This is a genomic window from Flavobacteriales bacterium, from assembly GCA_016713875.1.
Lineage (GTDB): Bacteria > Bacteroidota > Bacteroidia > Flavobacteriales_F > PHOS-HE28 > PHOS-HE28.
Genome location: JADJOI010000003.1, coordinates 3166501 through 3188044 on the forward strand (window position 1 = coordinate 3166501; position 21544 = coordinate 3188044).

Annotated in this window: 14 protein-coding genes and 1 tRNA gene; 8 read left to right on the forward strand and 7 right to left on the reverse strand. The window is 67.3% G+C overall.

The genetic code is table 11. The annotated features are described in order from the left end of the window. Position 1: 1 nt before the first annotated feature. The 3 genes from IPJ87_14920 to IPJ87_14930 all read right to left on the reverse strand — a co-directional run bounded on the left by IPJ87_14920 (position 2) and on the right by IPJ87_14930 (position 5696). Positions 2–3406, reverse strand: a complete 3405-nt coding sequence (locus IPJ87_14920) for a DUF4175 domain-containing protein (GenBank protein ID MBK7943142.1) — start codon at positions 3404–3406, stop codon at positions 2–4. Between the two features lie 111 nt (positions 3407–3517). Beyond that, positions 3518–5278 carry a hypothetical protein gene (locus IPJ87_14925; GenBank protein MBK7943143.1) on the reverse strand — a complete coding sequence of 587 codons (1761 nt, stop codon included), beginning with the start codon at positions 5276–5278 and terminating at the stop codon, positions 3518–3520. Positions 5279–5315: 37 nt separating this feature from the next. Continuing rightward, positions 5316–5696, reverse strand: coding sequence for a TfoX/Sxy family protein (locus IPJ87_14930; GenBank protein MBK7943144.1), 381 nt, complete (start codon positions 5694–5696; stop codon positions 5316–5318). A 234-nt stretch (positions 5697–5930) separates the two neighbouring features. Here IPJ87_14930 and IPJ87_14935 point away from each other — a divergent pair, with 234 nt between their 5' ends. From IPJ87_14935 to IPJ87_14960, 6 genes are all read left to right on the forward strand, one after another. After that, positions 5931–7469 carry a glutamate--tRNA ligase gene (locus tag IPJ87_14935; protein ID MBK7943145.1) on the forward strand — a complete coding sequence of 513 codons (1539 nt, stop codon included), beginning with the start codon at positions 5931–5933 and terminating at the stop codon, positions 7467–7469. Next, positions 7460–7810 (forward strand): dihydroneopterin aldolase, encoded by a 351-nt coding sequence (gene folB / locus IPJ87_14940; GenBank protein MBK7943146.1) that lies wholly within the window; start codon positions 7460–7462, stop codon positions 7808–7810. Before IPJ87_14935 ends, folB begins: the two co-directional genes overlap by 10 nt. A 57-nt stretch (positions 7811–7867) precedes the next feature. Beyond that, positions 7868–7938: transfer RNA gene (locus tag IPJ87_14945), tRNA-Cys, on the forward strand. 108 nt (positions 7939–8046) lie between these two features. Next, positions 8047–10416, forward strand: a complete 2370-nt coding sequence (locus IPJ87_14950; GenBank protein ID MBK7943147.1) for a hypothetical protein — start codon at positions 8047–8049, stop codon at positions 10414–10416. An 8-nt stretch (positions 10417–10424) separates the two neighbouring features. Continuing rightward, positions 10425–11144 (forward strand): recombination protein O N-terminal domain-containing protein, encoded by a 720-nt coding sequence (locus IPJ87_14955; GenBank protein ID MBK7943148.1) that lies wholly within the window; start codon positions 10425–10427, stop codon positions 11142–11144. A 104-nt stretch (positions 11145–11248) separates the two neighbouring features. Further along, entirely contained in the window at positions 11249–13369 is a 2121-nt protein-coding gene (locus IPJ87_14960; GenBank protein ID MBK7943149.1) for a S9 family peptidase, read from the forward strand. Positions 13370–13377: 8 nt separating this feature from the next. On the opposite strand, the gene IPJ87_14965 is transcribed toward IPJ87_14960, so the two are convergent. The 4 genes from IPJ87_14965 to IPJ87_14980 form a co-directional block, all read right to left on the reverse strand. Continuing rightward, entirely contained in the window at positions 13378–13608 is a 231-nt protein-coding gene (locus IPJ87_14965; protein ID MBK7943150.1) for a hypothetical protein, read from the reverse strand. Between the two features lie 136 nt (positions 13609–13744). After that, on the reverse strand, positions 13745–15265 hold the full coding sequence (locus IPJ87_14970) for a LysM peptidoglycan-binding domain-containing protein (protein ID MBK7943151.1): 1521 nt from the start codon (positions 15263–15265) through the stop codon (positions 13745–13747). Between the two features lie 105 nt (positions 15266–15370). Beyond that, entirely contained in the window at positions 15371–16444 is a 1074-nt protein-coding gene (gene pdxA / locus IPJ87_14975) for a 4-hydroxythreonine-4-phosphate dehydrogenase PdxA (GenBank protein ID MBK7943152.1), read from the reverse strand. Further along, positions 16441–17871 (reverse strand): peptidase M17, encoded by a 1431-nt coding sequence (locus IPJ87_14980; GenBank protein ID MBK7943153.1) that lies wholly within the window; start codon positions 17869–17871, stop codon positions 16441–16443. The genes pdxA and IPJ87_14980 overlap by 4 nt, the downstream gene beginning before the upstream one ends. Positions 17872–18030: 159 nt before the next feature. On the opposite strand from IPJ87_14980, the gene IPJ87_14985 reads away from it, so the two are divergent. Together IPJ87_14985 and IPJ87_14990 are read left to right on the forward strand one after the other, a co-directional pair. Then, entirely contained in the window at positions 18031–20655 is a 2625-nt protein-coding gene (locus IPJ87_14985; protein ID MBK7943154.1) for a gliding motility-associated C-terminal domain-containing protein, read from the forward strand. Continuing rightward, on the forward strand, positions 20655–21245 hold the full coding sequence (locus tag IPJ87_14990; protein ID MBK7943155.1) for a riboflavin synthase: 591 nt from the start codon (positions 20655–20657) through the stop codon (positions 21243–21245). The genes IPJ87_14985 and IPJ87_14990 overlap by 1 nt, the downstream gene beginning before the upstream one ends. The last annotated feature ends 299 nt before the right edge of the window (positions 21246–21544 follow it).

The window sequence follows — 21544 nt, forward strand, 5'->3', positions numbered from 1 at the left end:
TTCAGGGTGTGTCAAAAGTACCGAAATAGTCGTTCACACGGTCCCGGTAGTACGGCTTGAGGCCGGCGGGCACGGTGCGCAACAGTTCGGCCTCGCGGGCCTTGCGCTGCTGGTAGTCGAAGAAGCGTGCGGGGTCCTCGGCGGGCCGTTCGCGGCCTTCGTTGCTGGTGCGCTTCTGGTCAAGTTCACGTTCGCGCTCGGCCTTCTCGGCCTCCAGCAGGCGGGTCATGATGTCCTGCTGGCGGCGCAGGGTCTCGGGGGTGATGTTCTTGTTGACGATGTCCTTCTCCTGGCGCTCCATCTGCTCGGCCAGTTTGTTGAGGCCGTTGCCGGCGCCGCTGCCGTCCTTGTTGAGCTCCTGGGCCATGCGCTGCATCTCCTTGCGGATGGCGGCCTGCTGGGCGGCGAGCTGGGCCAGCTGCTGGCTCATGCCCATGCCCGGGGTCTTGCCGCCGGGATTCTGCTGCCCGGGCTTCTCGCCCTTCTTCTTGCCCTCCTCCATGGCCTTGCGCATGGCGTCGAGCTGTTTCTGCATGGCCTCCTGCTGGGCCTTCATCTTGGCCATGCTGGGCTTCTTGCCCTGGCCGCTGCCCGTGCCGCCCGGCTTGTTGCACTGGCCGTTGCCCTGCATCTGGCTCTGCATCTGCTGCTGCATCTGTTGCAGGGCCTCGTCCAGCAGCAGGGCCAGGTTGTTCAGGGCGGTCATGGCGCGCTGCTGGTCCTCGGCGGCCATGGGCTTGTGGCGTTCGTTGGCGCGCGCCTCGCCCACATGCTCCAGGGCCTCGTCCATGTGGCCGTTCACCGCGTTCATCTCCCGGTTCACCGTGCCCTGGATCTGCGGCACGCGTTTGCTGAGGGCGAAGAGGCTGTCCTCGATCACCTTGGCGCTGCTGCGCAGTTCGCGCTGTTCGCGGCCCAGTTCCAGGAAGCGCGGGTCGCGCACGCCGGTGGCCTTCAGCCCGTCCATCACCCGCTCCTGGTCGAAGCTCAGCTCCACGATGTTCTCCAGCAGCTGGCGCAGCGCGTCCATGTCCTCCTCCTGTTGTTGTTGCTGGCCGCTCTGCATGGCGCTCTTCATCTGGAAGGCCATCTGCTTCATCTGGTCGGAGGCGTTCTGTTGGCTCTGGCCGGCCTTCTGGTTCTGTTTCTTGTCCAGCTGCTCGCTGCTCTGCTGCTGCTGCTGCTGGATCTGCTCCTCGGTGGGGGCGGTGTCCGGCAGGTCCAGGGGCTTCTCCAGCTCCTGGTTCTTCTTCTCCAGCTCGTCCACCTGTTCGCGGATGTCCTCGAAGGCCTTGTTCAGCGAATCCTGCCGCTGCTGCAGCTCGTCCTGGGGCTGATCGCCGGCCTTGGTGTCCTCGGCCAGCTTCTCCTGTTCCTCGGCCAGCTTCTCCAGCTGCTCGGCGATGTCCTCGGCTCGCTGTTCCACCTCCATCTGCTTGAAGAGCTCCAGGCTGCGGTCGAGCTCCTTCTCGATGTCCTCCTGGCTCATCTTCATCTCGTCCAGCTTGTCGAGCAGCTTCTCCTTGTCCAGCTTGTCGAGCATCTCCTGCATCTGGCGGTAGAGCTCCTTCATCTCCTCGCTCAGCACGTCCTCGAAGAGCTCCTGCAGGCGCTGCTGCTTCTCCAGCACGCGCTCGTCCACTTGGCGGAACTCCTGCTGCTGCTGTTGCTGCTGGCGCAGCTGTTCGGTGGAGCGTTCGATGTTGCGTTCCAGTTGCTTCTGGCGGTCGAGCAGCTTCTGCATGCGCTGCTGGTCCTGCCAGTCGGGCTGCTTCTTGTCCAGCAGGTCGCGGCGCATGCGGTCCAGTTCGCGCTGCAGGTCCTGGGCCTCCTTGATGCCCTGCTTGAGGTCCTGGGCGATGGCCTCGCTCTGTTCGGCGCGCTGCTGGGCGAGGGCCTCCAGGGTGGGCGCTTCGAAGACCAGGGTGGCGCTGCGGGTGCGTTTGGCGCCGTTCACCCCGTCGTTGTCCCACACCTCGAACCAGTACTCCACCTTGTCGCCGGGCTGCAGGGGCAGGTCGATGAGGTCCCAGGCGTGGAGGAACTCCTGGCGCACCTGCCGGCGGTCCACGGAAAGGTCCTGCACGCCCTCGCGCCGGTCGGCGGGCACGCTGTCGCCGCCGGTGATGAAGCGGTAGGCGAACTGCAGGCGGGTGAAGCCGTGGTCGTCGCCGATGGTGCCGCGGAAGTAGCGGCGCTTGAGGGCGGCGCTGTCCACGCGCTCCTCCACGGCGATGGTGGGGTGCAGGTCGGGCACCACCTCGATGCGATGGTCGGGGGCGTCGGCGGGGCCACGCTCGCCGTGGCGCGGCAGCATGCGGTAGGTGAGCGGTTGCAGCACGCGCCGGCTGGCGGCGAAGCGGTCGTTCTCCGCGGGGCTCAGCCGGTAGGTGCTGTCGGCGAAGGCCAGGTCGAGCTGCTGGGCGCTGCGGGTGCCGATGCTCCAGGTGAGGCGGCTGCCCGCGGGCACGGTGGCGTCGCCAGCGGTGCGCAGCTGCTCCTTGGGCAGGCCCAGGTAGGCGGGCGGTTCCACGGTGAGCACCACATCGAGCACGGCGGGGTCGGGCATCACCGTGAGCAGGAAGTCCTCGCTGGTGAAGCCCTCGGCGGTGAGCTGGAAGGGCGTGTCGCGCCCCACGTTGCGGAAGCGGTGGCGGAAGCGGCCCACGCCGTCCTTCACCAGGGGGATGGCGCGCCCATCGACCAGCACATCCACCTGCTGGGGCAGCACGGCGCCCTCCACGGCCACCTCCAGGTCGAAGTCCTGCTGCTCGGGCACCTCCAGGCCGGGGTTGCGCACCACGAATCGGAAGGGCGCCTCCGGAGCGAAGGAGCTGCCGTGGCGGATGAGGCGCTGCGTGGGGCCGGAGATGAAGGAGGGGGCGGCCACCAGCAGGAGGAGCAGCACCAACAGCGGGGGCAGGGCGAAGCGGAGGTAGCGCGTGTTGCGGCGCAGGTCGATGGCGTTGGCGAAGGGGATGGGCCCCAGTTCGCGGCTGCGCTGGGCGATGCTGGCCTCGATGAGGTCGCGGTGACGGGGGTCGTGCGCGGCCTGGTCCTTCAGCTGCAGGGTGTTCAGCAGCTTATCCTTCACCTCCCCGAAGTGGGCGCCGATCATGCGGGCGGCCTCGGCGTGGCTGATCACCGGTCCCAGGCGGAAGAGCTTCACCAACGGCCAGGCGATGAAGCGCGCGAGCACGGCCGCTGCGGCCAGCAGGTAACCGTAGAAGAGCGCGGTGCGCACGCCGGTGCCGAAGCGGCCCACGGCCTCGAGCCCCGCGGCCAGCAGATAGGCCAGCACCAGCAGGCCCACGCTGTACAGGGCCCCGCGCAGCAGCTGGTCCTTGTAGTACTTGCGCGTGAACGCGTCGAGCTTGGCGATCAGCAGGTCGTGGTCGGGGGCCATCGGCGGTGGCGCGGGCGCGCCGTGGTGTAAAGGTAGGGGAGCCGCCAGGGGGCGCGGCCCGCCATCAGTACACCGCAGGGTGTTAAAAGGATCGAAGGGTGGGCGGACGGTTCACCGGACCACCACGCGCTGCACGGCGCGCACCCCGGCCGGGTCGCTCACCTCCAGCAGGTAGCTGCCCGCCGGGGTGCCGCGCAGGTCCAGGTCCACCGGTAAGCCGGGCACCAGCTCCACCGGCAGTTGGCGCACCGTGCGGCCGCCCAGGTCCAGCAGGTGCACGGTGCTGCGGCCGGCGCGCAGCCCGTCGGCCAGCAGGGTGAAGCGGCCATCGCTCGGCACCGGGAACACCCGCAGGCGCACCCCTTCGGTCAGCTCCTGCTGGCCCACGGTGACCAGGGTGTACGACGCCTCCACCGTACAGCCGTCCGCCGTGGTCACCGTCACGCTGTACAGGCCGTCGCCCTGGCTGAACACGAAGGCGCCGTCCGCGTTGGGGAGCGCCGTTCCATTGTAGGTCCAGGCGTAGGTGGCGAAGCCGTTGTCCGTGAAGAGCACGCCCGCATCGTAGGTGATGGCGATCACCGGGCACACCACCAGGGTGTCGCTGATGCCGCTGCAGCCGAACCCGTTGACGCCGCTGGCCCAATAGCTGCCGGCGCCCAGCGCCTGGATGCACAGGCCGGTGTTGGGCAGGGTGTCGCCGTCCAGGAACCACAGCACGTTCACCAGGCTGGTGTCGGTGAGGCAGAGCGTCTGGGTGAGCTCGCTGTAGCTCAGGCTCATATCGGGCGCACCGTACACCACCACCACATCGGTGTCGTGGAACACCTGTTGCACGCTCTCGGAGACCACCAGGCTGCCCACCGTGCCGCCCGCGATGCTGAAGGGGTAGTTGCCTGCACCGATCAGCGGTAGGTTGTAGGTGCCCAGCGCATCATCCTGGCTCACGGGGTCCTCATCGAAGAACGCGATCGAGTACGGGCCGTCGTTGAGCGGAAGTCCCAGGCCGTTCCAAGTGGCGTTGTCGGTATCGTCCTGCGTGCTGCCGGTCACGGTCTGGCCGTTGCCGTCGGTGAGCACGAAGTACAGGTCGGGGCTGCCGGTGCAGCCGATGAGCGGAAGGTCGGGCTCCTCCACATCGCCGCACCAGTTGCCGTTCACGCCCAGCAGCGTCGCCACGTCCAGCGTGTAGCCGCCGATGGTGGTGGTGAGCGTGGTGGTGTAGGTGCCGGGCTGGTCGTAGGTCACCGGCGGCGGGTTCGCGCCGGTGGCGGTCTGCCCGTTGCCGAAGACCCAGTCGTGCATGGTGGGGTCGGGGCTGCCATCGATCAACGCGGTGTAGGTCACCGTCACGGGTGCGCAGCCAGAGCTGGGGGTGAAGCTGTAGCCGGTGTTGCCGCCGGTGCCGGGCAGCACGTTCAGCAGCACCGCGAAGCTCTCGGGCACGCTCACTTGTATGCCGTTCAGCGAGACCTGCGCCAGGATGTCGATGGTGATGGCGTAGGTACCGGCGCCCAGGGCGGTGCCGCAGATACGCGCGCAGCCGAACTGGGCCTGCTGCGGGTAGTAGACCCCGAGGGGATCGCTGGTCTCGATCGCCAGGCCGAAGGGCACGCCGCTGATGCCGGTGATGGTCATCTGCTCGAAGTCCACCGTGAAGCCGGTGCCCGGGTCGGTGAAGGAGGGCGGCAGCCAGAAGGTGAGGTCGGCCTGGTAGGGCACGCCGGCGGTGGCATCGGCTGGCTGCAGTGGGCACAGGCTGGGGTAGGCCGGGCTCACCGTGCAGCTACTGTCCGGTGTGCAGCCAGGGCATTGGCCGTAGGCGATGGGGGCGAGGAGCAACAGGAGCGCGAACGGCAGGAGGCGAGGCATGGGGTGCGGGTGGAGGCCCAAGATATCCGGATCGGACTCAGCGTCCGCGGCGGATGGTCGGCTTACGGGCCAAGGGCTTCCTGGTCTTCGGCGGCAAAGTGTCCACGTAAGCGAGGGACAGCTTCACCCACTTGTCCAAGGCCCCCTTTGTGGACACCGCCCGGGCCTCCACGAACACGAACCCCTTCATGTTCTTGTGCCCGTAGGTCATGGGTTTGGCGCCGGGCCAATGGAGGATCTCCTCAAGGCGCTCGCCATCGAACCGGACCATCAGTTCGTTCTTGTTCGTAAGGCCCAGGCTCATGTGCCCGTTCACCATGAAGGCCACACCGCCGAACATCCGCTTGGGTTCGGCCTCAACGCCATGCGCGGCCAGCGCGTTGGCGATGCGTTGTTCGAAGAGGGGGGCGTGCGGCACGCCGGTGAAGGTGTGGGAAAGCGAAGGTGGCGAAATGTTCCGGCCGGTTGGTCTGCGAACGCCGGCCTACGAAGAGCATCGCCTTCCATGGCTTGGCACAATACAGTGGAACGACCTGTTGTGGTTGACCGTACCGGGAGTGCCCAGACCGGCACCCGCTACCTTCGCGGACCTGTTCGACCCTGTGCCCGGTCCCTGCCGCCGGAGCGCATGTGCGGAAGAACACCTGAACGCATGTCCGTCCGAGTCCGCTTTGCCCCCAGCCCCACCGGCCCCCTGCACATGGGCGGTGTGCGCACGGCCCTGTACAACGTCCTCTTCGCCCGTAAGCACGGTGGCACCTTCCTGCTGCGCATCGAGGACACCGATCAGCAGCGCTTCGTGCCCGGTGCCGAGGAGTACATCCGCGAAGCGCTGGACTGGTGCGGGCTGACGCCGGATGAGAGCCCGTGGACCGGTGGCCCGGACGGGCCCTACCGCCAGAGCGAGCGCAAGGCGATGTACCGCCAGTATGCCGAGCAGCTCATCGCCGCGGACAAGGCCTACTATGCCTTCGACACACCCGAGGAGCTGGAGGCCATGCGCGCGCGGCTTCAGGCCGCAGGTGTGGCGGCCCCGGCATACAACGCGGTGACGCGTGAGCACATGAGGAACTCGCTCACCCTGAGCGCCGACGATGTGAAGGCCCGCCTGGCCGCTGGCGAACCTTACGTGGTGCGCCTGAAGGTGCCGCGCCATCAGGAGGTGCGCTTCGAGGACCTGATCCGCGGCTGGGTGGTGGTGCACAGCGCCAACATCGACGACAAGGTGCTCTTCAAGAGCGACGGCATGCCCACCTATCACCTGGCCAACATCGTGGATGACCACCTCATGCGCATCACGCATGTGATCCGCGGCGAGGAGTGGTTGCCGAGCGCGCCGCTGCACGTGTTGCTCTACGAGGCCTTCGGGTGGGAGCGCCCCGCTTTCGCCCACTTGCCGCTGATCCTGAAGCCTGACGGCAACGGCAAGCTCAGCAAGCGCGACGGCGACCGCCTGGGCTTCCCGGTTTTTCCGCTGAACTGGACGGACCCCGCCAGTGGCGAACAGAGCAGCGGCTATCGGGAGCGGGGATACTATCCGGAGGCCTTCGTGAACATGCTGGCCCTGCTGGGCTGGAACCCCGGCGGCGATCAGGAACTCATGAGCATGGCCGAGATGACGGCCCTGTTCGACCTGGGCCGCGTGCACAAGGGGGGCGCCCGCTTCGATCCGGAGAAGACCAAGTGGTTCAACCAGCAATACCTGCGGAGGCGGCCCGATGCGGTGCTCGGCGAACAGCTCCGCGGGCGCCTGCAGGCCGTGAAAGGCTTCGACACCACGGCCGAGCGTGCCGCACAGGCCACCGCCTTGCTGAAGGAGCGCGCCACCTTCGTCGACGACATGCTGGAAGGCCTCTACCTCTTCAGTACGGGTTCGCCCTTGAAGGACAACGCGGAGGCCGAAGCGGAGCTGCGGAAGCGCTGGAAGGGCGAGGCCGCCCCGGCACTCGAGGCGTACATCGCCCGGCTGGAGGGCATGGCTGAACTGAGCCCCGCCCTCCTGGAGTCCGCCTTCAACGAAGTGCTAGCGGCCCACGGTCTGAAGGTGGGCCAGGTGATGCCGCTGTACCGCCTGTTCGTGGCGGGCCGCATGCAGGGCCCCGGGATGTTCGATGTGAGCGTGTTGTTGGGCCGAGCCGAGGTGGTGGCCCGCTTGAAGGCCGGTCTGGAGCACTGCCGCGCATGGGCCTGATCGAAGTGAACGGCATCCGGGTGTTCGCCTACCACGGCTGCCTGGAGGAGGAGGCCCGCATCGGCGGCCGGTATCGGGTGGACGTGCAGGTGCAGGGCGACCTTTCCCGCGCTGAGTTCAGCGATGCCTTGGGCGACACCATCGATTACGGCCGCATCACGGCGCTCGTGAAGGAGGCGATGGCCGTGCGCAGCCGGCTGATCGAGCATGTGTGCCGACGGATCCTGCTGGCCCTGCAGCAGGAATGGCCGGGGCCGTATCGTTGGCGGGTGCGGGTGGAGAAGGAGGCCCCTCCGGTGAACGGCGATGTCGAGCACGTGGCCTACACCCTGGAGGGATAGCCCCCGCCTCAAGGCCATCCCCTATCTTCGCGGCCGCCCGCTCCCGGGCAGTTCAAGGGTCACGTGGCCGAGTGGCTAGGCAGAGGTCTGCAAAACCTCGTACAGCGGTTCGACTCCGCTCGTGACCTCCGAAAGGATCCCCCGCCTCCGGGGGATCCTGCTTTTCGGCCCGTCGCTACCTTGTGCCGAACAACGATCGGCCCCGTTCCGCGTTAGGTGGACGCCCGTTCCCGACCATGAGCCTTCTTCGTACCCTGTTCCCACTTTCCGCCGCGCTCCTCACCACCTCCATGTCCGCCCAGTTGGCCATAGGTGAATGGCGCGACCATTTCCCCTACCGGCAGACCCTGGCCGTGGCCGAAGGCGAGGGCAAGGCCTGGTGCGCCACGCGCAACGCCGTGTTCGCCTACCACCGGCCCTCCGGCGAGATCGAGCGCTTCACGAAAGTGAACGCCCTGAGCGATGTGGATGTGAGCGTGCTGAACTACAACGCGGCCGTGGGCGGCCTGCTGGTGGCCTATCGCAACGGAAACCTCGACCTGATCCGCGGAGGCACGGCCAGCAACCTCAGTGACATCAAACGCAGCAACATCATCGGCGACAAGGGCGTGTACGATATCCACTTCGAAGGGACCTTGGCCTACCTGGCGTGCGGCTTCGGCATCGTGGTGGTGGACCTGGAGGCGCTGGAGGTGCGTGAGACCTGGTTCATCGCCCCGGGCGGCACACAGGTGAAAGTGAACGACGTGGCCTTCATCGGTGATTCCATCTATGCGGCCACCAACACCGGTCTGTTCGCCGCCTACCGGTTCGCGCCCAACCTGGCCGCGTTCACCTCGTGGCAGCAGCGCACGGAGCTGCCCACGCCATCGGGCCCCTTCAACGCCGTGGTCGAGGTGGGCGGCCGGGTCGTGGTGAACTACCACAACGCCGGCGCCACCGACCGGGATACGGTGTACTTCCGGGAGGCCGGGGTTTGGCAGCGGCTCACGCATGCCTTCGGGCGCCAGAACACCAGCGTTCGGGCCAGCAGCGATGGCTCCATGTTGCTTCTTTGCCAGAACGAGGCCATCTCGCGCTATGATTCCGTGCTCTCCTTCGTGTGGTTGTACAACAGCTATGTGGACGACCTGCCGATGTCGGCCGCCATGGCCATCCCCTCCGCCGACGGCGATGGTATTTGGGCGGCCGACCGGGCGCAGGGACTGGTGTACCTGATCACCGGAGCTCCCGGAGCGCCGCTGTCCCCGCCAGGTCCATCCACTGTCTCCGCGCTCCGGATGTCATCGTCCAAAGGCGGCCTGTATGTGGCCACGGGAGGCGTTCAGAGCAACTGGACCAACCAGTTCCGCAAGGAGGGGGTGCATCAGTTCTTCGGAGGCCAATGGTCCACGACCGATAGGTTCAACGACCCGCTGATGGCCACCGGTGCGAATACCTATGGAGGGGCGGTCAACGACCTCATGGCCGTGGCCGCCGACCCGGAGGACGCTGACCATGCGTTCGTCGGCTCATGGGATGATGGCGTGCTGGAACTGCGCGGCGGGGCGGTCCAGACGATCCACAATGCGGACAACAGCAGCCTCCAGGTGAACCCGGCCTTCGGCGCCGACAATGGCGTGCAAGTGGCGGGCCTGGCCTTTGATGCGGAAGGCGACCTGTGGGCGACCAACAGCAACTGCGCCGCCCCGATCAGTGTCCGCACGGCCGGGGGCACCTGGCGTTCGTTCGCCCCGGGCGCGGTGCTCAACAACAACAGCTTGTTGAGCGATATCCTGCCCGCCCGGCAGAACCGCCTCAAATGGGTGATCCGACCGCGCAGCAACGGCATGCTCGTCTTCACCGACAACGGCACGCTGAGCGACCCCGGCGATGACCAGTACAAGGTGCTGACCACGGCGGAGGGCATTGGGGGTCTGCCATCCATGGACGTGTTCAGCATGGCCGAGGACCTGGACGGTGAGGTCTGGGTCGGCACCGGCAAGGGCGTGGCGGTGTTCTACACGCCGGATGCGGTCTTCGGCGGTGGCGATTTCGACTGCCAGCAGATCCTGATCGAGCAGGGCGGCAATGTGCAGATCCTCCTGGAGACCGAGTCGGTGAGCGCGATCGCAGTGGATGGTGCTGACCGCAAGTGGCTCGGCACCCTGAGCAGCGGCGTGTTCCTGGTGTCACCCGATGGCACGGAACAACTCCACCACTTCACCGCCGAGAACAGCCCGCTGCCGAGCAATACCATCACCAGCCTGGCCATCGACGGGGAGAGCGGCGAGGTGTTCTTCGGGACCGACCAGGGCATCGTGAGCTACCGCGGCACGGCCACCGAAAGCGGGGTCACCAATGCGTGCGCGAAGGTCTTCCCCAACCCGGTGCGCGAAACGTACACAGGTCCCATTGCGATCACCGGACTTGTGCGCGACAGTGATGTGAAGGTGACCGACGTGGCCGGCAACCTGGTGTATCGGACCACCTCTGATGGAGGCCAGGCCATCTGGCCGGGCACCGACATGAGCGGAAACCGGGTGAGCACAGGCGTGTATCTGGTGTTCGCCTCCGATGCGGACGGCAACACCAAGTGCAACACCAAGGTGCTGGTGGTGCGCTGAGAGGCACCATGTTGCATACCACCCGGGCCCTGGTGCTCCGCACCATCCGCCACACGGACAGCACCGTTGTGCTGAAGGCGTACACAGGGGCCTTCGGGCTTCGTAGCTACCTGGTACGCACGCCGAAGGGCGCAGGACGCAGGAACGTCGCAGCGTTGCTTCAGCCGCTCAGCCGCCTGGAGCTGGTGGTGGACGAGCGGGCCGACCGCGACCTGCATCAGGTGCGGGAGCTGAGGCTCCATAGACCCTACCAGCGCGTGCCCGGTGATGCGATGCGTATCGCCCTGCTGCTCTTCATCCAGGAGCTGCTGGCCCGCACGCTGCGCGAGGAATCGGGTGATCCCGGGCTTTGGGCTTTTCTGGAGGATGCGCTGGAACTGCTGGACGGCGCTGGCGAAGTGCGCGACCTGCCGTTGCGTTTCGTGCTCGGCTACGCCGCGGCCTTGGGCTTCGCGCCCGCACCACCGGAGGAGGAGGCCCCCTATTTCGACATGGTCGAAGGGCGCTTCACCGCGGAGCTGCCCCTGCATGCCCAGGCGATCGCTCCACCGCTCACCGCGGTGTTCGCCGCGTGGTTGCCGGGTTCGCTGGATGAACCGGCGCCGGTCGCCATGGCCCCTGGTCAGCGCCGTGAGCTGTTGGATGCGCTGTTGCGCTATGTGCGACTGCATGTGCCCGGGGCCCATGAGCTGCGCTCGCCGGACGTGCTTCATCAAGTGCTTGGGTGAGCCACGGGTATCTTCGGCCCGGCCGCTCGTCCATGTCCACGCACCCGCTCCTGCCTTTGGGAGGCCTGCTGGCCTTGGCCGCGTGCGCCGATGCCCCGTTCAGGATGACCGCACCACAGCCGCCCATCGCCGCGCGCGAACCCCACGCCATCACCACGCACGGCCACACGCGCCAGGATCCCTATTTCTGGATGCGCCTCACCGAGGCCCAGCGGGAGTCGGCCGAGCCCGATGCCCATACAGGCCGTGTGGTGGCCCACCTGGAAGCGGAGAACGCCTACACCAAGGCGGTGCTCGGCCCGGCGAACACCTTGCGCGAGGACCTCTTCAAGGAGATGAAGTCCCGGATCAAGGAGACCGACCTCAGCGTGCCCTATCGGGAGAACGGGTATTGGTACAACCACCGGTTCGAGGAGGGCAAGGAGTATGCGATCCACATGCGTGCTCCGGTCGGGCCCGACCGTGACCGCGTGCCCGAGGCCTTCACCGACATCTTCGACGAGAACGTGATGGCCGCAGGGGTCGAGTACTTCGACCTGGGCGACTACGAACCGGGGCCGGACAACAGGCTGGCGGCCTACAGTGTGGATACCGTGGGCCGGCGGCTCTATGGGACCCGCTTCCGCGACCTCACCACCGGTACCGACCTGCCCGATGTGATCGCGAACACCAGCGGCGGCGGGGCCTGGGCCGATGACCGGACCTTCTTCTACACCCGCAAGGACCGCACCCTGCGCAGCTACAAGGTGTTCCGGCACGTGCTCGGCACCGATCCCGTGCAGGATGTGGAGGTCTTCCATGAAAAGGACCCGGCCTTCAGTTGTGAGGTGTACCGCAGCCGCAGCGACCGCTTCGTGATCATCACCACCGAGAGCACCCTGGCCAGCGAGCACTGGCTGTTGCCGGTGGACCGACCGATGGACGCGTTCGCGCCGTTCCTTCCGCGGGAGGACGAACATGAGCACAGCGTGTTCCATGTGCCCGCCCACGAGGGGACAGCGGGCCATTGGTACATCCTCACCAACTGGGAGGCGCGGAATTTCCGCTTGATGCGCTGCGAAGAGGCCGACCATGCGCACAAGGAGCGGTGGACGGAGGTGATCCCGCACCGCGAGGAGGTCCTGCTGGAGGATGTGGACCTGTTCCGCGACCACCTGGTGGTGAGCGAACGTCGTGAAGGCCTCACGCACTTGCGTGTGCGCCGCTTCAGCACGGGCGCCGAGCACGAGATCGCCTTCCACGATCCGGCCTATGTCACCTACACGGGCACCAATCCGGAGTGGGACACACACCTGCTACGCTACGGCTATACCAGCCTGACGACCCCGAGCGGCGTGTACCAGCATGACATGAACACCGGCACCGACACCCTGCTCAAGCAGCAGGAGGTGCTGGGCACGTTCCGCTCGGAGGACTACACCAGTGAACGCACATGGGCCACTTCGGCGGACGGAACGCGTGTGCCGGTGAGCCTGGTGTACCGCATGGGCACGGAGCGTAACGGCAGCGCCCCCGCGCTCCTCTACGGCTACGGCAGCTACGGCATCAGCATGGAGCCCACCTTCAGCAGCGCACGCCTCAGCCTGTTGGACCGGGGCTTCGTGTTCGCCATCGCCCATGTGCGCGGCGGCGAGGAACTGGGCCGTGCGTGGTACGAGAACGGCCGCATGGAGCACAAGATGAACACCTTCACGGACTTCATCGCCTGTGCCGAGCACTTGGTGCGCGAGCGGTACGCCGACCCTACGCGCGTGTTCGCGATGGGAGGTAGCGCGGGCGGCCTGCTCATGGGCGTGGTGGTGAACCTTCGGCCCGACCTGTGGAAGGGCATCGTGGCCGAGGTGCCTTTTGTGGACGTGGTGACCACGATGCTCGATGACAGCATCCCGCTCACCACGGGCGAGTTCGATGAGTGGGGCGACCCCAAGGAGGAGCCGGCCTATCGGCGGATGCTCAGCTATTCACCATACGACAATGTGCAGGATGCGGCATACCCTGCGATGCTGATCACCACCGGCTTCCACGACAGCCAGGTGCAGTACTGGGAGCCGGCCAAGTGGGTGGCGCGCCTGCGCGACCACCAGCAGGGCGGCGCGCCGATCCTGTTGCACACCAACATGGACGCCGGCCACGGCGGAGCCAGCGGACGCTTCGAGCGGCTGAAGGAAGTAGCCCTGGACTACGCGTTCGTCCTCTGGCAGGCCGGGCTTTCGGAAGCGAAGTGAAGGGCGCCTCAGATGGCGATGCGCTCGGCGTGCACGATCTCCTCGGGAACCATGGGGATCACCGACACGGGCTGTTGCGGGTCCCGCTGAAAGCGCTCATAGTCGCGCACACTGGCGAAGTAGATGCGCTGCACACCACCGGTGTCCACCTCCCACACCACACCGAACACCTCCTTGCCCGAGCGGAGCTTGAAGCGGCAGTGCGTGTGATAGAGCTCGCGGATATCGGGGCGTTCCATGGGATGGAAGGACACCCGAAAAGTAGCGGGATCGGCGGGGGCTGCGGCGTGCGTTTTTTGAACAGGAGCGTTCATCCTGTTGATAAAACGACGGGGCTGTTCCTGCTAGTACTTGGCCGTCAAGCGCATGCGCCGATCAGCCTTGCTGCTTGGCCACCTTGATCTTCTTGCCCGGAGCCAGCTGCTTGGAGTTCAGCCCTTGGTTGAGGCGCTTGAGGTCCTCGACCGTCACCCCCGGATAGCGCTGTGCGATGCCCCACAAGGTGTCGCCTGGTTGCACCGTGTGATAGATGTAGTCCTCCACAGATGGCTTGCGCGGTTCCGCGGCCGGTGCCGCTTGTGCCGGAGCGGGCCGTTGCTCGGCAGTCGCGGTCACGGTGCGTTCGATGCGCAATCGCTGCCCGGGTTGGATGCGGTCGCCGCGCAGGCCGTTCCACGCCTTCAATTGCGTCACGGTGACACCGTTGCGTGAGGCGATGCTGCCCAGGGATTCGCCGCTGCGCACCACGTGCGTGCGCACCACCACCTCCTGCTGCGCCGCGGCTGCGGGTGCGGCCACGGGGGTGGCCATCCCCGCCAGGTAACGATAGCGCAGGCTGTCCTCGCGGTCGATGAAGGCGCCCACGATGTCGCGCGGCATGTACAGCGTCACCGGCTGATCGGGGTCTGGCACGAAGCCCTGCTTGAACACCGGGTTCAGCTCACGCAACATCGTTTCGTCCGAGCCGGTGAAGCGGGCCAGGTCGGCCAGGGTGAGCGGATAGCACACCTGCACGGTGTCCACTTCGTAGGCGCAGAAGTTGGGCGCGATGGGGTAGAGGTTGTGGTCCGCGGCGTGCTCGAAGATGTAGTTGACGGCGATGAAGGCCGGCACGTACCCGCGGGTCTCCCTCGGCAGATGGTCATACACCTCCCAATAGTCCATCCGGCCACCGCTGCGGCGGATGGCCTTGTTCACGTTGCCGGGTCCGCAGTTGTAGGCCGCCAGCGCCATCTCCCAGTCGCCGAAGATGCGGTGCAGGTCCTTCAGGTAGCGGCAGGCGGCCTCGGTGCTCTTGTACACATCGCTGCGCTCGTCCACGTAGCTGTCCACCCGCAGGCCATAGAGCTTGCCGGTGCCCACGATGAACTGCCAGAGGCCCACCGCGGCCGCACGGCTGCGGGCGCCGGGGTGGAGGGCGCTCTCCACCACGGCCAGGTACTTCAGTTCGTGGGGCAGCCCATGGCGCTCCAAGGCCTCCTCGAACACCGGGAAGTAGAGCTGGGCCAGGCCCAGCATGCGGCTGGTCTGCTCGCGCTTGCGCACGGCGTAGAGGTCGATGTACGACTGCACCACGCTGTTGTAAGTGAGGGCGAAGGGGGTGCGATGGTCCAGCACGGTGAGCCGACGCCGCATCTCCTCGGGCGGGTAGGTGGGCACCACGTTCGGTGAAAAACCGTGGTGGTTCAGCGCCGCCGTGTCGGCCGTGAAGCGGTCGTTCATCACCCACGGCAGGTGGGCCAGGTCGTCCAGGCGTTGGAGCACCGGGTCGTCGGCCGGCAGTGGTGGGGTGTCCTGGGCCGGTTGGGCGGCGATCGCGAAGGGCAGGGCCGCGCCCAGCAGCGCCGCGAGGCGCAGGGCGCTCCGGGGTCCCGTCGGAAGGCGGAAAGCGTTCATGGTCAAGGACAAAGTAAGGTTAATACGCAGGGGCTCCCGGCTTGTTATCCACGCCGGTCGTCCACGGCCCGATGTGGACGGCGCAAGGACCGGGCCGTGATGCGGCTACGCCTTTTCCTTCCGCTCCTTCTCCCGCTTCTGTGGTTGCAGCGGGTTGGCGCCAATGGTCTTGAAGTGCTCGCGGGCCCGCAACACATCCACGGCCAGCCACACCGCATGGCGGAAACTACCCTCATCGGCCACGCCCTTGCCGGCGATGTCCAGCCCGGTGCCGTGGTCGGGGCTGGTGCGCACGATGGGCAGGCCGGCGGTGTAGTTGACCCCATGGCCGAAGCTCAGCGCCTTGAAGGGGGCCAGGCCCTGGTCGTGGTACATGGCCAGCACGCCATCGAAATGGCGGTACGCACCGCTGCCGAAGAACCCGTCGGCGGCATAGGGCCCCATGGCGGTGATGCCCTCGGCCACCAGCTGGCGCGCGGCGGGCAGGATGCGTTCGCGGTCCTCGGTGCCCAATGTGCCACCGTCGCCCGCGTGGGGGTTCAGGCCCAGCAGGGCCAGCCGGGGGTTGGCGATGCCGAAATCGCGCAGCAGGCTCTGATGGAAAAGCCGGGCCTTGGTCACGATGCGGTCCGTGGTGATGGCCGCGGCCACGTCCTTCAGCGGGATGTGGCCGGTGACCGTGCCCACGCGCAGGCCGTCGGCCACCAGCACCATCAGCACCTGGTCCACGCCCGCCACATGGGCCAGGTATTCGGTGTGACCAGGGTGGGCGAAACCGGCGGCCTCCATGCTGTGCTTGTCGATCGGGGCGGTGACGAGCACGTCCACCTTGCCACCGGCGAGGTCCTGTGTGGCGGCCTCCAGGCTTCGGATGGCGTAGGTCGCCAGCGGACCGCTGGGGCGGCCGAGCTCCAGGGGCAGCTCGTCGTCCCAGAGGTTCACGAGGTTGAGCTTGCGGGGCAGGGCCTCGGCCGCATCGTTCACCCGGTGGAACTGCACCTCCTCGAGGTCGAGCAGCTTACGGTGCAGGCTTACGGCCTTGGCCGAGGCGTACAGCACCGGGGTGAGTTCCTGCAGCATGCGGGCGTCCTCAAAGGTCTTCAGCACCACCTCGATGCCGATGCCCTGCAGGTCGCCACAACTGATCCCCACGCGAACGGGGCGGCGTTCGCTGCTCATGCCTTGGCGCGGCGTTGGAGGAAGTCCACCAGCAGGCGCACGCCCGTGCCGGTGCCGCCCTTGGGGCGGTAACCATCGCGGCGGGTGAGGAAGGCCGGCCCGGCGATGTCCAGGTGGATGAAGGGCCGCGTGGTGAAGCGCGCCAGGAACTTGCCGGCCGTGATCATGCCTGCGCTGTCGCTGCCCAGGTTCTTCAGGTCGGCGATGTCGCTGTCCAGTTCTCGGTCGTACTCCTTCCAGAAGGGGAAGTGGGCGATGCGCTCGTGCACGTGGTCGCCGGCGGCCTTCAGGCGGTCGAAGGCGCGTTCGTCCGCCGTGCCCATGGCCACGATGCCCTGTGTACCGATGGCGCGGGCGGCGGCTCCGGTGAGGGTGGCCACCGTGATGATGGTCTCGGCCTGGTAGCGTTCGGCGTAGCTCAGCGCATCGGCCAGCAGCATGCGGCCTTCGGCATCGCTGTTCATCACCTCCACGGTGAGGCCGCTGTGCATGCGCACCACATCGCCGGGGGCGAAGGCGTTGCCGCCGGGCCGGTTGTCGGTGGCCGGCACCAGGGCCACCACATGCACGGGCAGTTCGAGCAGCGCGGCCGCAGCGATGGCGCCGGCCACGCAAGCCCCGCCCGCCATGTCGCACTTCATGTAGTCCATGCTGTTGGGCGTGGGCTTCAGGCTCAGGCCACCGGTGTCGTACACCACGCCTTTGCCCACCAGCACGATGGGTTTGGCGTTCACGGCCTTCTTCGGCTTGTATTCCAGGATGCTGAAGGTGGGCGGGTCCACGCTGCCCTTGTTGACGGCGAGCAGACCGCCCATGCCCAGGGCCTCGATCTGCGCCTTGTCCAGCACCTGGAACTTCACCTGCGCGTTGCGGCAGAGGGTGCGCAGCTCGCTGGCCAGCTGCACGGCGTTGAGGGAGGAGACCGGTTCGTTCACCAGGTCGCGCACGGTGCACACCGAGGCCACCAGGTCGTTGAGGCGCTCCACGGCGCGGCGGTCGATGTCCGGATGCACCAGCCGGATGCGATCGGGCCCCACGGGGGCCTTGCCGGTCTTGAACTTGCGGTAGCTGTAGGCGCCGAGCGCGAGCCCTTCGGCGAGGGCGAGCAGGAGCTCGGCATCCTCGTGCAGGCCCATGAGCTGGGCTTCGGAGCGCTTGGCAGCGGCCAGGCGTTCGGCCATGAGGGCGCCGGCGCGGCGGGCGTTCTCCAGCACTTCAGCGCGCGGGGCCTTGGCGGGGTTGTGGGCCAGCACCAAGCGGCCGCTGACGTCCAGGGCGGCCAGGCCGTCTTCGCTGGCGAGCTGCTCGCCGAGGTAGTGCTGGTCGGCGCGCTCGAGCTCCAGCTCGCGCAGGCGGGTCTTGCCGGCCACCAGGGCCAGCGTGTCGGCGCCGGCGGTGGGCTTGGTGGCCTTCTCGAAGGTGATCATGGGCGGGGTGCGACCGCGGAACGGCGGTCCGGCCAAAGATAGCCGTCACCCTTCCGGCGAACCCGGCCGCGCACCAAGCACCGCCCTTGCACGTTCCATTCCCACCGGCCGTCGCTTCCCACGCGCGCGAGGTCCGGAAATGGCGACCTTTGACCGACGATGCCCCGCCTGCGCCCCCTGCTCTTCCTCGTCGCCCTGCTCACCGCCGGGGGAGCGTTCGCCACGCACAACCGCGCCGGTGAGATCGTGTACTGCGTGGACCCGGCCAACCCGCTGCGGTACTTCGTGCAGATCATCACGCATTCCAAGACGAGCGCGCCGGCAGACCGGCCCGAGCTGGAGATCTACTGGGGCGACGGGTCCAGCGACACGCTGCCGCGCATCTCCATCACCCCCATCATCGGTGCCGACGCCCAGCGGAACGTGTACGAAGGGGTGCATGTGTTCAATGGCCCGGGCCAGTACATCCTGAGCTTCGAGGACCCCAACCGCAACGAGGGGGTGCTCAACATCCCCAACTCGGTGAACCAGACCTTCTGCGTGAAGTCGATGCTCACCATCGGCCCGCTCACCGGCGGCAACTGCAGCGTCAACTTCTTGAACAGCCCCCTGCAGGACGCCTGCCTCAACACCCTGTGGGCGCACAACTCGGTGGCCTTCGATGCCGACGGCGACAGCCTGAGCTACGAGCTGCTGGTGTGCGCCGGTCTGGGTTGCGACCCCATCCCGGGCTACGAGTACCCCCAGGAGGTGTCACCCGCGCCGGACATCTTTCAGATCGATGGCCAGACCGGCACCCTGTTCTGGGATTCCCCGCAGATCACCGGCGAATACAACATCGCCTTCCGGGTGCGCGAATGGCGCAAGGTGAACGGCATCTACTACGAGGTGGGCTGGGTGGTGCGCGACATGCAGGTCACCGTGGGCCCGTGCAGCAACCAGCCGCCTGTGGTGGACCCCGTGCCGGACACCTGCGTGGTGGCGGGCACGGTGCTCACCGTGAACGTACAGGCCAGCGACCCCGATGCCGCCCAGAACGTGACGCTGTCGGCCTTGGGCGGCCCCATGGTGCTGCAGCAGAGCCCGGCCACCTTCCTGGCCGGCGCGCCGGACAACCCGGTGAGCGGTGTGTTCACCTGGAACACGGTGTGCGCGCATGTGCGGCTGCAGCCCTATCAGGTGGTGTTCCGCGCCAGCGACAACGGCAACCCGGTGGTGCTGGAGGACTATGAGCCGATGAACATCACCGTGGTGGCGCCCGAGCCGGAGAACCCCACGGCCACACCGCTGGTGGACGCGATCCAGGTGGGCTGGGATGCCAGCGTGTGCACCAACGCCGCCGGCTACCGCATCCACCGCCGGGTGGGCCCCTTCCCCTTCACACCGGCGCATTGCGAAACGGGCGTGCCGGCCTACACGGGCTATCAGTTCATCGGCAGCGTGGCCGGCAGCGGCACCACCACCTTCACGGACGACCAGGTGCTCTTCGGCGTGCAGTACTGCTACCGCATCACCGCCTTCTTCAGCGACGGGGCCGAGAGCTACAGCAGCGAAGAGGTCTGCGCCTTCCTGGAACGCACCGTGCCGCTGATCACGCAGGTGAGCGTGGGCATCACCGACGGCAGCACCGGGCAGGACAGCATCCGCTGGACCAACGCGCCGGACCTGGACACCGTCGCCACCCCGGGTCCCTATCAGTTCCAGCTCTTCCGCGGCGACGGCTTCGGTGCGGCCAACACCCTGGTGCACACCAGCGCGCTGCACCCCTTCCTGATGCATCCGGACACCGCCTTCGTGGACAACGGCCTCAACACCGCGGGCCAGCCGCACACCTACCGGGTGGAGCTGTTCGGTGCGGGCGGCACGGTGCGCATCGGCAGCAGCGACCCCGCGTCCAGCGTGTTCCTCAGCGCGGCCCCGGACGATGAGCGCATCGAGCTCAGCTGGCAGGCCAATGTGCCCTGGACGAACAGCAGCCACGCGGTGGACCGCTTCGACGGCACGCAATGGGTGCAGATCGCCACCACCGCCGAACCGCTGTACACCGATACCGGGCTGGTGAACGGCCAGACCTACTGCTACCGGGTGCGCACCAGCGGCGCGTACGGCGACCCGTCGGTGATCGCCCCGCTGATCAACTACAGCCAGGAGGCCTGCGCCGAGCCGGTGGACCTCACCCCGCCCTGCGCCCCCACGCTCTCCCTGGACAGCGACTGCGAAGCGCTGCTCAACAGCCTGGCCTGGACCAACCCCAACAACAGCTGCGCGGACGACACGTGGTCGTACACCATCTGGTTCACCGACTCGCTCGGCGGCACGCTGGTGCCCATCGCCACGATCCTCGGCGCCACGGACACCACCTTCACCCACGTGAACGGCAACAGCGTAGCGGGCTGCTACGCGGTGACGGCCACCGACAGTGTGGGCAACGAGAGCCTGTTGAGCGACACGCTGTGCGCGGACAACTGCCCGCTCTACACGCTGCCCAACGTGTACACGCCCAACGGCGACCGCACGAACGACTTCTTCGTGCCCTTCCCCTACCGCGGGGTGGAGCGCATCGACCTGCAGGTGTTCAACCGCTGGGGCAACGTGGTGTTCACCACGGAGGACCCGGCCATCGGCTGGGACGGTACCAACCAGAAGAGCGGGGAGACCTGCCCCGACGGGGTGTACTTCTACATCTGCACGGTCACCTTCGCGCGGCTCACCGGATCGGAGCAACTGCAATTGAACGGATACGTGCACATCCTGCGCGGGCAGGGCAGCGGCAACGTGAACTGATGTTCACCGGCATCGTGGAGGAGGTGGGCCGGGTGCTGGCCATGCGGCCCGAGGGGGGCAACGTGCATTTCGACATCGCCGCGCGCATGACCCCCGAGCTGCGGGTGGACCAGAGCGTGGCGCACAACGGTGTCTGCCTCACCGTGGTGGCCCTTGTCGGCGACCGCTACAGCGTGACGGCCGTGAAGGAGACCTTGCAACGCACCACGCTTGGCGCCTTGCGCGTGGGCGATGGCGTGGACCTGGAGCGCAGCCTGCGCCTGGGCGATCGGCTGGACGGGCATCTGGTGCAGGGCCATGTGGATGCGGTGACGGCCTGCCTCGATGTGCGCGAGGAGGCGGGCAGCTGGCGCTTCACCTTCGCGTTGTCACCCGCGCACCGTCACTTGGTAGTGGCCAAGGGCAGCATCTGCCTCAACGGCGTCAGCCTCACGGTCGCGGAACTGCAACCCGACCGTTTCGCAGTGGCCATCATCCCCTACACCTACCACCACACGGTGTTCCACGCGCTGCGGCCCGGCGACGCGGTGAACGTGGAATTCGATGTGCTGGGCAAGTACGTGGAGCGGATGATGGAGGATCGAGGATGATCGCGTGAACGCGCTCTTGCGCGTGGCTCGCTCCACGCCCCGAGAAGGGAGGGGCCTTGCCGCAATGAACTCCCCTCCTGCGCGTGGATCGCTCCACGCGCCGCACAAGGAGGGGCTGGGGGAGGCAGCAACTCAGGAACCCCCGGATCACATCGGAGCGAAACCTCCCCGTGCCCCTCCTTGTGCGGAGCAGCGAGTGTTCGCTGCTCAGGAGGGGGCTTGATCGCGTGAACTCCCCTCCTGTGCGTGGATCCCTCCACGCGCCGGGCAAGGAGGGGCTGGGGGAGGTGGCCGGAAGC

Coding starts and splice junctions, on each gene's coding strand:
- IPJ87_14980 (MBK7943153.1), bottom strand. CDS start 17,871: ATGATCACCTTCGAGAAGGCCACCAAGCCCACCGCCGGCGCCGACACG.
- pdxA (MBK7943152.1), bottom strand. CDS start 16,444: ATGAGCAGCGAACGCCGCCCCGTTCGCGTGGGGATCAGTTGTGGCGAC.
- IPJ87_14955 (MBK7943148.1), top strand. CDS start 10,425: ATGTTGCATACCACCCGGGCCCTGGTGCTCCGCACCATCCGCCACACG.
- IPJ87_14960 (MBK7943149.1), top strand. CDS start 11,249: ATGACCGCACCACAGCCGCCCATCGCCGCGCGCGAACCCCACGCCATC.
- folB (MBK7943146.1), top strand. CDS start 7,460: ATGGGCCTGATCGAAGTGAACGGCATCCGGGTGTTCGCCTACCACGGC.
- IPJ87_14935 (MBK7943145.1), top strand. CDS start 5,931: ATGTCCGTCCGAGTCCGCTTTGCCCCCAGCCCCACCGGCCCCCTGCAC.
- IPJ87_14970 (MBK7943151.1), bottom strand. CDS start 15,265: ATGAACGCTTTCCGCCTTCCGACGGGACCCCGGAGCGCCCTGCGCCTC.
- IPJ87_14925 (MBK7943143.1), bottom strand. CDS start 5,278: ATGCCTCGCCTCCTGCCGTTCGCGCTCCTGTTGCTCCTCGCCCCCATC.
- IPJ87_14920 (MBK7943142.1), bottom strand. CDS start 3,406: ATGGCCCCCGACCACGACCTGCTGATCGCCAAGCTCGACGCGTTCACG.
- IPJ87_14950 (MBK7943147.1), top strand. CDS start 8,047: ATGAGCCTTCTTCGTACCCTGTTCCCACTTTCCGCCGCGCTCCTCACC.
- IPJ87_14985 (MBK7943154.1), top strand. CDS start 18,031: ATGCCCCGCCTGCGCCCCCTGCTCTTCCTCGTCGCCCTGCTCACCGCC.
- IPJ87_14990 (MBK7943155.1), top strand. CDS start 20,655: ATGTTCACCGGCATCGTGGAGGAGGTGGGCCGGGTGCTGGCCATGCGG.
- IPJ87_14965 (MBK7943150.1), bottom strand. CDS start 13,608: ATGGAACGCCCCGATATCCGCGAGCTCTATCACACGCACTGCCGCTTC.